This is a genomic window from Rhizobium sp. RHZ02, from assembly GCF_014851575.1.
Lineage (GTDB): Bacteria > Pseudomonadota > Alphaproteobacteria > Rhizobiales > Rhizobiaceae > Rhizobium > Rhizobium altiplani.
On sequence record NZ_JACUZX010000032.1, the window covers coordinates 23,667 to 38,701 of the forward strand.

Here is a 15,035-nt window from a genome sequence, read left to right on the forward strand (position 1 = left end):
CTTCCAAGTCACATTTTTGCGGTGGAAATCATAAGGGCGGCGAGCAGGAGCCAGGAGCTCGCCAGCAGGTGAACGTAAGTCGAGGAAAGGTTTCGCAAGCGTTCGGATGCAGATGCCGGACGCGCACGCCGTGCGGTGGACTGCCGGGTCCATTTTTGCCGATCGAGGCGAAAGAGGACAAAGGTTTTTACAAGGGCGCCGCCGATCTGGCCGAAATACAACAGGAATGGGTAGGTGATCGGAAAGGCGGGCCTGAAGGTCGTTAGCAGACAGCAGTAAATGTACCGGGTGAACATGACCCATGCCAAGTAGAGAGGCAGGACAAGAGGGCTGACAAGAAGAGCCGACATCAATACAGTCGCCGGACCAAACAGTGTTGTCCACATCGATACACGCTGGTCGAGCACAGACCACCACGTAAACCAACCAATACGGCGTGGCCCTAGTGCGAGCGCTCTTCCGTTCGTTCGCAGCATGTTGCCAAACCAACGCAGCATCAACGCAACCGCAGAATCAACGAATCCGGGCTTTGGCTGGCTCTCCATAGAGACCGAACGAACGTCTGGCAGATAGGCCATCTTAAATCCGCGCTTGAGCAGCCAGAACCAGGTTGATTTGTCATCCCCGGTCAGAAACCGCACGGTTCCAAGTCGCCAGTGCACAAGCCAGTCGTGTTGCACATTGTCGATAAAATCCGGGTCGCAGGCGAGCGATGCCCGAAAGAGCGACAGACGTCCTGTCAGCGTCAGGACGCGCCCGGACAGTCCCATGGAAGACATCATCATGTGGCGTTGAGTAAAGCGTAAATTGAACCAGTCTCGGAACAGCCGGGACTCCACGATCTCGCAATCCTCATCCGTCGTGAGCGCACCGATCTTGGGATCGATGAAGAAGGGGGCGCACTTCTCGACGAGATCCTCCGGTGGGCAACTGTCACCATCAATGAGAACGACGATGTCGTCGGGCATAGGGCACTGCCGGGCTATGATGCGCAAGGAGGTTGCAAGTGCATCGCGTTTTCCAGTAGCGGGAATGCGATCAACAATTAGCCTCACGTGAGCGATCTCGGACCGCATCAGCGAATAGATTTGCCGAATGAGCCGTTCGTCAGCAGCATCCACGATCGAGGCAACAACCGTAGCACCACCTCGTGAAGCCGCCGCCGCCTTAAAAAGGGAGCGATAGACCTTGGTCGTGACGGCCGTATCGACCTTGTACGTCGTCGCAAGGAAGAAAGAATGAGCCGGGCGCTTCCGTTCCAGATAAATCCGCGAAAGGGTGGCGCGCCGACGAGGATGAACAACATGAATGAAGATCTGCGCTCGGACAAAGTTGATCGCGCCCCAGCCATATCGCCACATTCCCAATGTGCCGATGGTCAAGATTAGCCCCGTGTTCTCGGCAAGCTGGTGAGCGGGGATCGCAACCGCGACGCTCGAGAACACAAGGATATAGAGGAGATGGCCCAGCACACTCAGCTCCTACCAGCAGATGCCGGCATAAAGACCACCCGAGCGCATCTTCGGATCGATGCGAGTGAGGTCAACCAGGCTCTTGGTTGCAGCCGCCGCGGTCAGAGGCTCAAGCGCTTCGTCATAGCGATTGCCGACAAGCAGGATGTCAGCGCCTGAGATGAGCTCGTCGATTTTGCTGACAAGGCGCTCCTTAAGGTCTGGGACGACGCCGCTCCCCCGGCCCGAGCCGCCCATACTATGTTCATAGGCGACGCTGACACTCGGATCGTAGACTCTAAGATCAAAACCCTTGGATATCAGCCGCGATGCGAGCTCAGCCAATGGGCTTTCACGCAAATCGTCGGTACCTGCCTTGAAGCTGATACCCACCATCCCGATCGACTTGCCCGGCGCGTTCTCGACCATCGCCTCCGCCCGTTCGATCTGTTCGGCATTTGCTGTCAGGACCGAGTCAAGCAATGGCGTTGAAATTGCCTTGCCTTGCGCAAGATGCCGAAGGGCGCGAACATCCTTTGGCAGGCAAGAACCACCAAACGCAAAGCCGGGTCGCATGAAATAGGGTGACATGTTCACCTTGTCGTCTGAACACAGCACCTTCATCACCAGCTGACCATCGATGCCGCAGGATTTGGCAATGTTCCCGATTTCGTTTGCAAAGGTGACCTTGACCGCACGCCAGGAGTTGCTGGTGTATTTGATCATTTCCGCCGTCGCCAAAGGAACGACGTTAATGGCACATGGCAATCCTTCGTTGATGTCGCGCAGCAGTCGCTCGGTGATAGGATCTATCGCGCCAAAAACGATGAGGCCGGGATTGTAATTGTCGTCGATGGCGGTGCCTTCGCGGAGGAACTCCGGATAGTAGCCGACACCAAATCCTTCGCCCGCGATCAATCCGGACTGCTGCTCCAGGATTGGTATGCAATGGGTGTTCATGGTGCCCGGAACGATGGTCGATCGCACCACGACAGAGTGGAAGGACGCCTTTTGTGCCATCGCCTTTGCAACGTCGCCGCAAGCTTGCTTGACGTAATCCAATCCGACAGCACCATCTGGCGCGCTGGGTGTGCCGACGCAAATGAACGTTAAGTCCGTTTCGGCAATGGCAGCGGCAATGTCTGTCGTGGCGCTCAGCCGACCTCGCGCAACGTTGCGCTCAAGCAATGGCGTCAGCCCCGCTTCCACGATTGGCGCTTCGCCGGCATTTAGTTTTGCCACCTTGGCCGGATCAATGTCGACGGCAACGACGGTATGTCCATCTTCTGCAAGGCAGGCCGCAGACACAACTCCAACGTATCCGATACCAAGTATACTAATTCTCGCCATAACGTGTCCCCACGATTGCATCTTGCTCCGAGTGGCCTGGCAACACGACGGGACGGTTCTCCGGCGTACCGAGGTGTCGTCAGGCACATACGAAGAATACGTTGGGATAAAAAGAAAAAAAGTCGGATAAATAAGAATAGATGTAGGGGAAATTGGAAGTAGTATATCGTTTAGATAGGAATATCCTTCCGGAACGCGGAGTTCCAGAAAGAATAACTGGATAAAATACTTGAGGAATAGTCAGCTTTGTTGCTGATAAATATCAAACCAACCTTTTGATGCTCCATATTTTACTATGGCTGCGCGGCTCGAAAGGCTTAGCTTGTCTGTTCCACGTGCTCTGTATGTGTCGACCGTTTTTGTGCTTAGCCGCATCTCTGCCGCTATCTCCTTGGTGCTGAAGCCATAGGCAATCAGCTTGAGAACGAGTTCTTCGCGCACGCTCAGGTTGCCTTCCGACAACCGCGATGCCGCAGGTGATGGGCCGTTGAGAAGTGAGTAGAAGCTGCGAATATGTAAATCGGGTAGCGATCTGAAGACCGCGGGACTGATATGGTGATGACCAGCCGCAACGCTCGCGATTGCTGCGCGAATGTCCCTGTTGTCGTCATTCGTAAACACCATGCTTGATACGCCATCGACATAGATGTCACGAATGAGATCCGCGCTTGCGCGGCTCAGGGCATATATCAGGGTGAACGGATACTCTGTCTCGGTGTCGGCCAAACGGCGTATTGCAGTGCCAGTCGCAACGTCGGCGGAACTGGCTATTTCGCATAATACAACCGCGGGCAATGTTCGGGCGACAAATTCATGCGCAGACTCACCGGCACGCTTCGTGTCGACGAAGCACATCCCGTGATCAGCACAGACTCCCGACCGAATTTTTTCGGATAATTCACCGGACGAGCAAATTACCGAAACACGAATCCTTTTAGTTCCCATGAAAGTTCCTCAATCAAGATGAAACTTCCTCCCATTTATTACTGATAGGAACTTGCTGCATATCCAGTACACCATGGCGCACTGCCTCCAATGACATGCAGAAAGCTAGAGAACGTGGAGATAATTTTAAAAATTACTTAATCTGTCAAGACGGAATTTAGATAATTACGTCTTCTCGTTGAAACTTTGCTACGCATCGCGAGAAGAACGCTCCACACAATGCCGGGTAAGTCTGGCTTTATTGCCGCTTTTCGCTTGATGTCCAATGGATTACCGCATGCTGGGAGGCACGGTTGCTTCATTGCGTTCGGCAACGACGGCATGAAGAGCCGGTTTCACTATTCGGAGGCAGCCAAAACCAATGTCGCGCTCGGTGGCACAAAGAGACTATCGGAGAAATCGGTGAGCGTGCCGTACCGGGTCAGGTCGATCGACAGGCTCACCAAAAATTCAAGAGTGCCGTGTGTGCGCAATTGTTGAGTTGGCGACGGTCGCCACCGTCTTTTATCATTCCGTTACGGGCCACCCTGCCGGTCCCTTTTAGGGAGGGGTCGGCCGGTCCGGGTATTGTCCGAAACAGATGGCCCGGGGCCATTTGATCAACAAGATTTGAACGTGGGAGATCTCGTTCGCGCTGGCGCAAACCAGCAATTCGCTCTTCGAGCGGTTGACAAACCTGTCATGCGAACAGCACAGAGACCGTATAAGAATCTTATATATGGCTCAGCGGGTTCCGCCGGCCTGGATGTTCAAATGGATACTGTTCAAGTGCTGCCGGGTAGCGTCCTTCGCCATCCCGGCTACCTCAATTTCGCAGCTTCCCGCGTTCTCTCCTCTCTCTCATTCCAATGCATCGCGATCGCGATGGGGTGGATGATCTACGACCAGACGCACAGCGCTTTTGCGTTGGCGCTTGTAGGCCTTTGCCAGTTCCTGCCGATGGTTGTGCTGACCTTCATCGTTGGCCATGTCGCCGACCGCTACGACCGCCGACGCATCGGTCTTGTCTGCCAACTGATCGAGGCAGCGACTTCGCTGTCGCTCGCGATTGCCACCTGGCAGCAGTGGCTGACACCGGCGGGCATACTCGTTGCCGTCACGATCCTGGGTGCTACCGCCGCCTTCGAACGGCCGACGATGGCAGCGTTGCTGCCGAATATCGTGCCTGAACTGATGCTCCAGCGGGCTGTTGCTACTACCACCTCGATGCAGCAAACTGCCTTCATCGTCGGCCCGTCCCTCGGCGGCCTGCTTTACGGCGTAAATCCGGTCGCACCTTTTGCCGTCGCCGCCGTGTTCTTTGCCGTTGCGAGCGTCAATGTAATTTCTATCCGAATGCAGTGGAGGCCCGCAAAACGCGAGCCGGTAACGCTGACGTCGATATTTGCCGGCGTCTCGTTTATCCGCAGCCGACCCGTCGTGCTAGGGACGATTTCGCTCGATCTCTTTGCAGTGCTGCTCGGTGGGGCGACCGCTTTGCTGCCGATGTTTGCGCGGGATATCCTGCATGCCGGCCCTTGGGGGTTGGGATTGTTGCGTGCCGCACCGGCGATCGGTGCTCTCGCCATGTCGATCGTGCTGGCGCGGCGGCCGCTGAGAAGCAGTGTCGGGATCAAGATGCTTGCTGCCGTTGCCGTCTTTGGCGCGGCGACTGTTGTCTTTTCGCTCTCCACCAATATTGCACTGTCTGTATGTGCACTGCTTGTCGTCGGGGCATCCGATACCGTCAGCGTCGTGGTGCGCAGCTCACTTGTCCAGCTTTTGACGCCAGATGAGATGCGCGGCCGCGTCAATGCGGTCAATTCGCTCTTCATCGGTACCTCCAATCAGCTCGGCGAATTCGAATCCGGCATGCTGGCGGGCTTCATGGGGCCTCTTTTGGCCGGCGTCATCGGCGGCGTCGGCACTATTGCCATCGTATTGATGTGGACACGTCTGTTTCCTGAGCTTGCCAAAGTCAGGACGCTCAAGGGCTAATCTGGCTGCCCGGAACGTCGGATCGGACTTCTGCCGTGGCGTCCAACATGCCGATAGAGTTGACGGCATCCGGAAGTTCGCCGCCATCAGGCCGTTCGAGGCGCGCCGATGCCGTGCGTGTTTCGTTTCCTCGGATTGGGTGGTTACGCGAACGCACTTCGCCTTGTTGAGAGCGATTTGACGCAGAAAAGCGCAACGACAATGACCGGAATGCAGACCAGGTATGACATTCGAATACCTGCCTGCTCAGCGACAAAGCCGAGCAAAGGTGGAGCAAGGAAAAAAACGATGAAGGACATCTGGCCCAATGCGGCAACGTTCATATGGGCAGGCCGGTCGGTTCGCTGAGCGGCAGCCGAAACCGCAAGCGGATAGACGGCGCTGCAGCCGCCACCCATTAGGGCAAAGCCGACGAGCGCAAGCTGCGGATGGGGAGCAAGCCAAACTGCCATGAGTCCAGCCGTTGAGATCAGCAGCAAAGTGACCGCGACTGCCCGGGAGCCGTATTGATCGACAAAACGATCCGCGAACAGCCTGGTGAGCGCCATGAACAGTGTGAACAGGGTCAATCCAAGGCCGCCGACAAATGGTTCAACCTGGAAAACATCGCGCATGTAAATAGATGACCAATCTATGCCTGCACCCTCCACCAGGAATGCGGCAATGCCTATGACACAGAGGGGAAGAAGACCAAGCGTCGGCAATGCGACATGACCTGCGTCCGCATGCTCGCCCAAAGCCCGCGCCGGTGCACTACGCATTCCGCTGATCACGACAGCGGCCACAACCAACACCACAATAAATGTCAGTGCCAAGTGGAATTGCATCGAGATGCCGGCCTGACGCACTCCTGATGACATAAGCGCAGTCACGAAAAATCCAAGGCTCCAGAAACCATGGGCACGGTTCATGACACCCCGGCCGAGCTGCGCTTCGATACGGTCAATTTCGACGTTGAGATTTATTTCTAGGGCTCCTGCGAGCAGTCCTTCCAAAAACAGGATCCCAAAAACGAGTTCGGCGCTCGTCATCCACGGGACTGAGGCGATCAGCGCGGACGTCCCGAGCACGGTTATGAACGCAGTGATTCTGGCACCCAAACGGGCCACGAGGGGCGAAAAGAACGTTAAGGATATCAGTGCACCGATCGCTGCACCAATCAGCGTGAGGCCAAGCTCCGACTTGTTGACCTGGAGGGCATCCTGGAGATCGGGAAGGCGTGAGAGCAGGGCACCGGTCGATGCCGAAAAGAGGAAGAAGCAGGTATAAATTCGCACCTGCGGCTCAATACGCATTTCCGGGCTCCCGGGTCATTAGGTTGTGGCGGAAATTCCTCAACGTCCGACCGTGATCCAAACGAAAGTCATCGTATCCGAGGCTCTAAAGCATGGTGGACAACAGTCAGAGGGAACGGCCGCTCCAGCGGTCTTGGACAGGTCCGCGTAGTTGCAGCGACGATACGCGTCTTACGCGAGTTTCTCTTCCCTGACAAGGTGAGTTTCCCCGCGATTTCGTTATACGGGCTGCTGTGTCTTGCGCGTCGCGCGGACCCGCGCAGTCTCCGATTCGCCATGCTCGTGGCTGGCGCGCAGAACAAGCTCAGCGCCAACCAGGATCTTGACCGGCGGCTGCGGCTCGGCGGCGACAATCAGGTCGTCCAGCACAGTAACGGCAAGGTTGCCTATCTTGCGCTTCGACACGTCGATGGTCGTCAGACCCGGCTCCATGGTCGCACTCTGCGGCAGGTTGTCGAAGCCGATGATCGAGACGTCCTGTGGAATTGATACGCCATATTCGCGAAGCGCGCGAATGAACCCGTAGGCGATAATGTCGTTCGTACAAAAATAACATTCGGCAAGCTCCAGCCCGGTCGAAAGCAGCGCGCGAGTATCGAGATAGGCGCCGTCATAGGTCGACTCAACCGAAAGGATGTCGGCCTCGTTCACAGGCAGGCCGAGCCTCGCCATGTTCTTGAAAAAAGCCTCGCGACGCAGGCGGAAGTTGGTTGTGTCGACATGGGATGCGACGAAGCCGATGCGCTGGAAACCCTGCATGCGGAAACGCGACAGCGCCTTATAGACGGCGTCCTCGTTGTTCATGTCGACGAAATTGGCCTCCAGCACGTCATAGAACGTGTCGATGAAGACGGTCGGCAGGCCGAGACCCTGAATGAGCCTGATATCGGCTTCCGTCAACTCCGTACCCAGCGCGATGACGCCTGATATCGGCGCGCCGGCAAGGGACTCCGCCACCGTGCTGATTGGCTGGCCTTCGAAGCTCACGACTTCGAGCGTGTAGTTACGCCGCGTCGCCTCGGCAGACATGCCGTCGATATAGTCGGAGATGAAGACGCTATGGTCGCGGTTGACCGTGTGGCCGTGCTTGGCGATCTTCAAGAAGCGCAAGGTCTCGCCCGGTTCGGCGTTGCTGCGCGTTGCCCGCGGGACGTAGTTTAGGCTAGCCACCGCCTCTAAGACCCGCGCCCGCGTCACGCCGGAAATCTCCCCCTTGCCGTTTAGCACGAGCGAAACCGTCGCGGGCGATACGCCCGCCGCTTCGGCGATATCCCTGATGGTCAGTCTTCCCGGTTTCTTCATGCGGAGACAAGTTACCCTTCATGCTGCGACTGCGAACGAGTTTACTAAACGATTTAAGCGGTATTTGCGAGACCTAAGCCAATTTGGGGCCAATCGCAACCGATATGCCGCAAAAACGGGGCTTGTCAGCGCAAATATCCTTTGATAGCGTTTAGTGAAGCTGGACATTGTTTAGTAAACAAATGGGAGGAGATCATGCAGAAAACCGGCGGACAGCTGGCGATGCTGCTTGTCATAAACGGTCTGTTGCTTGTGGCGGGCGCCCTGATTTCAGGCGGCACGTTCCTTTCTGTTTTCAATCTCCAGTCCATGGCAAGCCAGGTGCCGGAAATCGGTCTTCTGGCCATCGGCGTCATGCTCGCCATGTGTGCCGGCAATGGCGGTATCGATCTGTCAGGGATTGCGCTCGCCAATCTTTCCGGCGTGCTTTCCGCCGTCATCGTCTCATCCGTTTTGTCTGTGTCAGAGAGCGGCATGGCCTTTAGCCTCTTGTTCATTGCCGGCGCAATCCTGATCGGTCTTGCAGGCGGCGTCATTAATGGCCTTCTCATCTCGCAGCTGAACATCACGCCTATACTCTGCACGCTCGGCACGCAGATGGCCTTCATGGGGCTTGCGGTCGTTGTTTCGGGCGGCAAGGCCGTGGCTGTCGGCAGCCCGGCGCTGCTTTCCAGCATCGGCAACGACATGATTACTGCGGTGCCGATCAGCTTTCTCATCTTCGTGCTCGTCGCCGGCGCCGTTGCAGCACTCCTGAAATTCACGCCCTATGGTTTGTGGCTGATGCTGATGGGCACCAATCCCAGGGCGGCCGTCTATGCGGGCTTTCCGAGGAACCGCGTGATCATCGCCACCTATGCGATCTCAGGCACGCTGTCGGGTCTTGCCGGCATCATCATTGCGGCGCGCAACGTCAATGTGAAGTTCGACTACGGGAGCTCGTACCTGCTCATCGCCATCCTCATTGCGGTGATGGCGGGCGTGAAGCCGGAGGGCGGCTATGGGCGCGTCGTATGCGTTGTGCTCAGCGCCATCGCCCTGCAGCTTATGTCGAGCCTGCTCAATTTCGGCGGCCTTTCCAATTTCGTGCGCGATTTTGCCTGGGGCCTGCTGCTGCTCACCTTCCTGGCCATCGGCCGCTACGACATCGCTGGCTTCCTGTCCCCAGGTCGCCGCACGCAAACCCCTTCGGTGCCTGTCCCTCAAGCATCGAAGTAAAAACAGGAGGGAATATTCGTGGAGGAAACTATGAAGTCGTTTTCGAAGAAGCTTTTGGCTGGAACCACGGTTGCAGCTGTCGCGCTCGCAGGTTCGATCGGTGGGCTGGCCGCCCAGGACAAGCCGGTCATCGCCACCGTCGTCAAGATCAGCGGTATCCCGTGGTTTGACCGTATGAATACGGGCGTTGTTGCCTATCAGGAGGCAAATACTGACGTCGTTGCCACCCAGAGCGGTCCAGCCACAGCGGATTCGGCCCAGCAGCTGCAGATCGTCAACGATCTCGTCGCCAAGGGCGTCAACGCACTCGCCGTCGTGCCGATGGACCCGGCTGTTCTCGAAGGTACGTTCCAGCGCGCCATGGACCGCGGTATCGTCGTCGTGACTCACGAAGCAGATAACCAGACGAACACCAATGCCGACGTCGAGGCCTTCGACAATGCCGACTACGGTGCCGCGCTCAACGAGCGCCTGGCCGAGTGCATGGGCAAGCAAGGCAAGTGGACGACTTTCGTTGGTTCGCTCGGTAGCCGCACTCATATGCAGTGGGTCGGCGCCGGCGAAGCGAACGCCAAGAAGTATGCCGGCATGGAACTCGTCGATCCGAACAACGAATCCTTCGACGACGCAAACGGCACCTATGAAAAGGCCAAGGAGATCCTGCGCAAGCACCCCGATATCAAGGGCTTCCAGACCTCGGCCGGCAATGACGTACTCGGCGTTGGCCGCGCGATCGACGAAGCGGGCCTGAGCGGGAAGGTTTGCCTGGTCGGCACCGGCCTCCCGAACCCATCCGCTGACCTTCTCGAATCCGGCGCAATCACCGCAATCGGCTTCTGGGATCCGCAGAAGGCCGGCATGGCTATGAACTCCGTTGCCAAGCTGCTGCTGGAAAAGAAGGAAGTCACCGACGGTATGGACCTCGGTGTCGAAGGCTACAACAAGGTCTCGGTCAAAAAGGGCCCGGGCAAGGGTCTGCTGATCCTCGGCAATGGCATGGTCCTGGCCGACAAGGCGACCTACAAGGAACACCTGTTCTAATTCCGCAAACCGTCAGTCGGCCGGCAGATTTACCTCCCGGCCGACCCGTCCGGCGCAACGACGCGCCGGTCAGCATGAGGACAATTTCCGTGGCGGCACAAACACACACGGCACAGCATTCGGCTGCGCTCCTTGAACTTAGAAACATCCAGAAGAGGTTCGGCGGCGTTCATGCCTTGCGTGGCATCGACTTGACGCTCCAGCCGGGCGAAGCCTACCATCTTCTCGGTGAGAACGGGTGCGGCAAGAGCACTGTCATCAAAATCATGTCCGGGGCACATGCACCGACCTCTGGTGAGATCATCCTCGATGGTGAGACCTTTTCGTCGCTGACGCCGATCCAGTCGCTGGCTGCCGGTATCGAGACGGTTTACCAGGACCTGTCGCTTCTGCCCAACCTCACAGTCGCCGAAAACGTCGCGCTGAACGAGCAGTTGGTCAACGGCAATGGCCGCCTGTTGCGCCTCTTCGACCGCAAGCGACTGAAGGAGACGGCCGAACGGGCGCTCGCCGCCGCGGGGCTGCCGACCGACCGTACCTTCCTGAACACCATCGTTTCCGATCTGCCGCTTGCGTCCCGCCAACTCGTCGCCATCGCACGGGCCATTGCGACCCGCGCCAAGCTCGTCATCATGGACGAACCCACCACGTCCCTGACGCGTCGCGAGGTGGACAATCTCATTCGTGTCGTCGAGCGCCTTCGCTCCGAAAATGTCGCTGTGCTTTTCGTCACCCACAAGCTTGATGAATGCTACCGCATCGGGGGCCACGCTGTCGTCTTCCGTGATGGCCAGTGCGTCGCCCAGGGCCCCATCGCGAATTACAGCAAGAAGGAACTGGCCGAGCTGATGACCGGCCGATCCATCGACGCTCAGCGCTATCGTACGGGCAAGCCGTCCGATGCCGAACTTCTCAAGGTCGACCGCCTCATTGCTGATGGCGTGCGGGATATGAGCTTTTCGATCAAAAAGGGTGAAATCCTCGGCATTACCGGTCTTGCCGATTCCGGCCGCAACGAACTTGCCATGGCACTCACCGGCGTCGCACCCGCGACAAGCGGCGTGGTGACGATCGAGGGTAAGACCGTCTCCGTACGCTCGCCCGCCGAGGCGATCGAGCGGGGCATCGGTTATGTGCCGGAGGACCGGCTCGCCGAAGGCCTTTTCCTCGGCAAGTCGATCTTTGAAAACGAGATCGCTCTTATCGTCTCGCGCCTTGCCAATTCGATCGGCGTCGTCGATCGAGAGGAGGGGCGCACTATCGCAACCAGGCTTTCCGAGGAAATGCGGCTCAACACCAAGAATCTCGACCTGCCGGTCGGGGCGCTTTCGGGTGGTAACCAGCAGCGCGTACTGATCGGGCGGTGGCTGAGCATCGCGCCCAAGCTTCTCGTGCTGCACGGACCGACCGTCGGCGTCGACGTCGGGTCCAAGGATACGATCTACCGCGTCATCCAGGGGCTCGCTGAAGCCGGCATGGGGCTTATCATCGTCAGCGACGACCTGCCGGAACTCCTTCAGAACGCAGACCGCATCCTCGTCATGAACGGCGGTCGGGTGGTCGCGGAAATGGATGCCGAGCAGGCAACTGAGGACCAGCTTTATAAGGCGATGCTGGTGATTACGACGGAGACTGTGTGATGGACGCTTCACGAACCGATGAACTCCACGGCGCCGACGGCCCGTCGCGTTCCTTCAGCTTCGGTGAGCTGGTGCGCCGTAGACCGGAGACCATCACCTTCCTCCTCCTGATAGCGATAGTTGTCGGTGTCGCCATCGCCAACCCGGCGTTCCTGCAGCCATCGACGCTCATCGACATCGGCCGCGCGAGCGTGGTCATGGGGCTTTTCGCGCTCGGGGTCTTCATCATCCTTGCCGCGGGCGGCATCGACGTGTCCTTCACAGCGATCGCGGCCTTCACCATGTACTCGATGACGGTGCTTGTGCAGAGCTACCTGCCGGGCCTGCCCATCGTCGTCGTCATCCTGATGGCGACACTTGGCGGCGCGGTGCTTGGCATCATTAATGGCTTGCTTGTCCATCACCTGAAGGTGCCGTCGTTGATCGTGACGATCGGCACACAGTATCTCTTCCGCGGCTTCCTGCTCTCGTTCATCGGCACCGTGTGGATCATGTCGCTGCCGCCGCAAATGGGCGCCTTCGGGCGCATGCCGCTCGTCCAGTTTGAGTCCGCCAACGGTGCGCTCATAACGCTTCCGTTCTACTTCCTCGTTCTGCCCGTCGCGGCGCTCGTGACCTGGTGGATCCTGAACCGCACCCTGATGGGCCGTGCAATCTTTGCCGTTGGCGGCAATGCCGATATCGCAAGCCGTCTCGGTTACAGCCTGCGCACCGTGCATGTCTTCCTGTTCGGCTATGCGGGCGCGCTCGCCGGTCTAGCCGGCATCATTCATGTTTGCGCCAATCGACAGGCAAACCCCTTCGATCTCGTCGGCACCGAGATCAACGTCATTGCCGCCGTCGTGCTCGGAGGGGCGCGTATCACCGGCGGCACGGGCACGGTCCTCGGTACCCTTCTCGGTGTGCTGCTGATCGTCGTGCTCAACAGTGTGCTCGTCATGGTCGGTATTCCCAGCACCTGGCAACGCCTCGTCGTCGGCAGCTTTATCTTGCTGGCCGCCGCCTTCTTCGTCACGCGCCAGCGTAAGAAATAACCCACTTCCGGAGGACCCCCGTGAAAAAATTCCTGAACGACCCCGTCAACTTCGTCGACGAGATGCTCGAAGGCATCTACAAGGCCCATCCCGCCGTCACCTATACAGCTGGCGACCCGCGCTGCCTCGTCACCGCCAGGACCAAGGCAGGCAAGGTCGGCATCGCCACCGGTGGGGGCTCTGGTCACCTGCCGACCTTCCTCGGCTTCGTCGGCGACGGAATGCTTGATGGCGCCGCAGTCGGCGGCGTCTTCCAGTCGCCCAGCGCCGAGCAGATGTACCAGGTGACGAAGCACATCGATCAGGGCGCCGGCGTGCTCTACATCTACGGCAACTATACCGGCGACCTCATCAACTTCGACATGGCGGCCGAGCTCGCTGATCTCGATGGCATTGCGGTCAAGCAGGTCGTCGGCAACGACGACGTTGCTTCGTCGGTCGTCGGTGAGGAACACAAGCGCCGCGGTGTTGCGGGCATTTTCTTCATCTACAAGGCAGCGGGTGCTGCTGCCGCCGAAGGACTTTCACTGGACGAGGTCACGCGCCTGGCCGACAAGGCCCGCCTGCGAACTCGCACCATGGGTGTGGCGCTCTCGAGCTGCGTCGTTCCAGAGATCGGCCATGCCACCTTCTCCATCGGCGAGGATGAGATGGAAATCGGCATGGGCATCCATGGCGAGAATGGCATCAGCCGCAAGAAGCTGGCGCCAGCCGATGCTGTTGTGGACGAGATGATGGAGCGCATCTTCGCCGAGACCGACTACAACCCGGGCGATAACGTTGCCGTGCTGATGAACGGCCTCGGCGGTACCCCACTGGAGGAACTCTACATCCTCTTCCGCCGTGTTTCGCAGCTTCTGGAAGCACGCGGCGTGACGGCGAAATACGTCTGGGTCGGCGAATTTGCAACCTCGATGGAAATGGCAGGCGCCTCCATCTCGATCCTGCATCTCGACGAAGAGCTGGATCGCCTCGTCGCGGCTCCCGCAAACACGCCGTTCTTCCAGCACATCGCGGGGTGAGACCATGACGCTTCAGACATTGAACGCCGCGAACGTTATCGACCTCTTCAAGAGCTGGAAGGAGCTGTTTGCCGAACAGCGCGAGTTCCTTATCGCGCTTGATGGCAAAGTAGGCGATAGCGACCTCGGCATTACCATGAACAAGTCCTTCGCGGCCGCGGCGGAAGCGTTGGACGCTGAAGGCGAGGCAGCCGGTATAGCCAAGCTTCTGCGCACCGCCGGGGCGACCATGGCGCGTACTGCTCCCTCCACGATGGGCACCTTGACGGCAACAGGGTTTCTCCGGGCAAGCAAGGCCGTGGAAGGCAAGGAATCGCTGGATACTGCCGACATGGCAGCGTTCTGGCGGGCTTACCGCGATGGTGTTGCCGAGCGTGGCAAGGCCAAGGTTGGCGACAAAACCCTGCTCGACGTGCTGGATCCTGTCGCGACCACGCTGGAGGCGCATGCTGCCGCGGGTTCAGCGCTTTCAGACGCTCTAAGCGTCACGGCCGAGGCTGCCGAACAGGCGCTGGAAGCCACAAAGTCCATGCTGGCACAGCACGGCAAGGCGGCGGCATTCCAGGAAAAGACCGTCGGTCTGCAGGACGCCGGCGCCACGGTCGGCGCATTCCTGATCCGTCGGATGGCGGACTTCGTGGATAGGCGGTAGGTATTCTGGCCCTCGGTTAGCGTGTGACAGCACAAGCAGTGGTCTGTATGGGTCGGTGTCGATTTAGACACCGACTTTGACCGGCTGCACCGGGTTGTGAACGAGACC

At 58.5% G+C, this 15,035-nt stretch carries 12 protein-coding genes; 7 read left to right on the forward strand and 5 right to left on the reverse strand.

Features of this window, described 5'->3' with window-relative positions:
* Positions 1–8: 8 nt before the first annotated feature.
* The 3 genes from IB244_RS28145 to IB244_RS28155 form a co-directional block, all read right to left on the reverse strand.
* Positions 9–1,382, reverse strand: coding sequence for a glycosyltransferase (locus IB244_RS28145; RefSeq protein ID WP_246734724.1), 1,374 nt, complete (start codon positions 1,380–1,382; stop codon positions 9–11).
* A 99-nt stretch (positions 1,383–1,481) separates the two neighbouring features.
* A complete protein-coding gene (locus tag IB244_RS28150) occupies positions 1,482–2,801 on the reverse strand; it encodes a nucleotide sugar dehydrogenase (RefSeq protein WP_192306364.1) in 1,320 nt (439 codons plus the stop codon).
* 240 nt (positions 2,802–3,041) lie between these two features.
* Positions 3,042–3,746 carry a helix-turn-helix transcriptional regulator gene (locus IB244_RS28155; RefSeq protein WP_192306366.1) on the reverse strand — a complete coding sequence of 235 codons (705 nt, stop codon included), beginning with the start codon at positions 3,744–3,746 and terminating at the stop codon, positions 3,042–3,044.
* A gap of 753 nt (positions 3,747–4,499) precedes the next feature.
* Here IB244_RS28155 and IB244_RS28160 point away from each other — a divergent pair.
* Complete coding sequence (locus IB244_RS28160; protein ID WP_192306368.1) at positions 4,500–5,723, forward strand: MFS transporter; 1,224 nt, start codon at positions 4,500–4,502, stop codon at positions 5,721–5,723.
* Positions 5,724–5,866: 143 nt separating this feature from the next.
* Here IB244_RS28160 and IB244_RS28165 read toward each other — a convergent pair whose 3' ends face one another.
* Positions 5,867–7,018, reverse strand: a complete 1,152-nt coding sequence (locus tag IB244_RS28165; protein WP_192306370.1) for an MFS transporter — start codon at positions 7,016–7,018, stop codon at positions 5,867–5,869.
* Positions 7,019–7,237: 219 nt separating this feature from the next.
* Positions 7,238–8,320 carry a LacI family DNA-binding transcriptional regulator gene (locus tag IB244_RS28170; RefSeq protein ID WP_192306372.1) on the reverse strand — a complete coding sequence of 361 codons (1,083 nt, stop codon included), beginning with the start codon at positions 8,318–8,320 and terminating at the stop codon, positions 7,238–7,240.
* Positions 8,321–8,515: 195 nt separating this feature from the next.
* On the opposite strand from IB244_RS28170, the gene IB244_RS28175 reads away from it, so the two are divergent.
* The 6 genes from IB244_RS28175 to IB244_RS28200 all read left to right on the forward strand — a co-directional run bounded on the left by IB244_RS28175 (position 8,516) and on the right by IB244_RS28200 (position 14,927).
* Positions 8,516–9,538, forward strand: a complete 1,023-nt coding sequence (locus IB244_RS28175; protein WP_192306374.1) for an ABC transporter permease — start codon at positions 8,516–8,518, stop codon at positions 9,536–9,538.
* 30 nt (positions 9,539–9,568) lie between these two features.
* On the forward strand, positions 9,569–10,579 hold the full coding sequence (locus tag IB244_RS28180) for a substrate-binding domain-containing protein (RefSeq protein WP_192306376.1): 1,011 nt from the start codon (positions 9,569–9,571) through the stop codon (positions 10,577–10,579).
* Between the two features lie 74 nt (positions 10,580–10,653).
* On the forward strand, positions 10,654–12,219 hold the full coding sequence (locus IB244_RS28185; protein WP_192306378.1) for a sugar ABC transporter ATP-binding protein: 1,566 nt from the start codon (positions 10,654–10,656) through the stop codon (positions 12,217–12,219).
* Entirely contained in the window at positions 12,219–13,253 is a 1,035-nt protein-coding gene (locus IB244_RS28190) for an ABC transporter permease (protein ID WP_192306379.1), read from the forward strand. Before IB244_RS28185 ends, IB244_RS28190 begins: the two co-directional genes overlap by 1 nt.
* A gap of 20 nt (positions 13,254–13,273) precedes the next feature.
* Complete coding sequence (locus IB244_RS28195) at positions 13,274–14,275, forward strand: dihydroxyacetone kinase subunit DhaK (RefSeq protein WP_192306381.1); 1,002 nt, start codon at positions 13,274–13,276, stop codon at positions 14,273–14,275.
* A 4-nt stretch (positions 14,276–14,279) separates the two neighbouring features.
* A complete protein-coding gene (locus IB244_RS28200; RefSeq protein ID WP_192306383.1) occupies positions 14,280–14,927 on the forward strand; it encodes a dihydroxyacetone kinase family protein in 648 nt (215 codons plus the stop codon).
* Positions 14,928–15,035 lie beyond the last annotated feature (108 nt).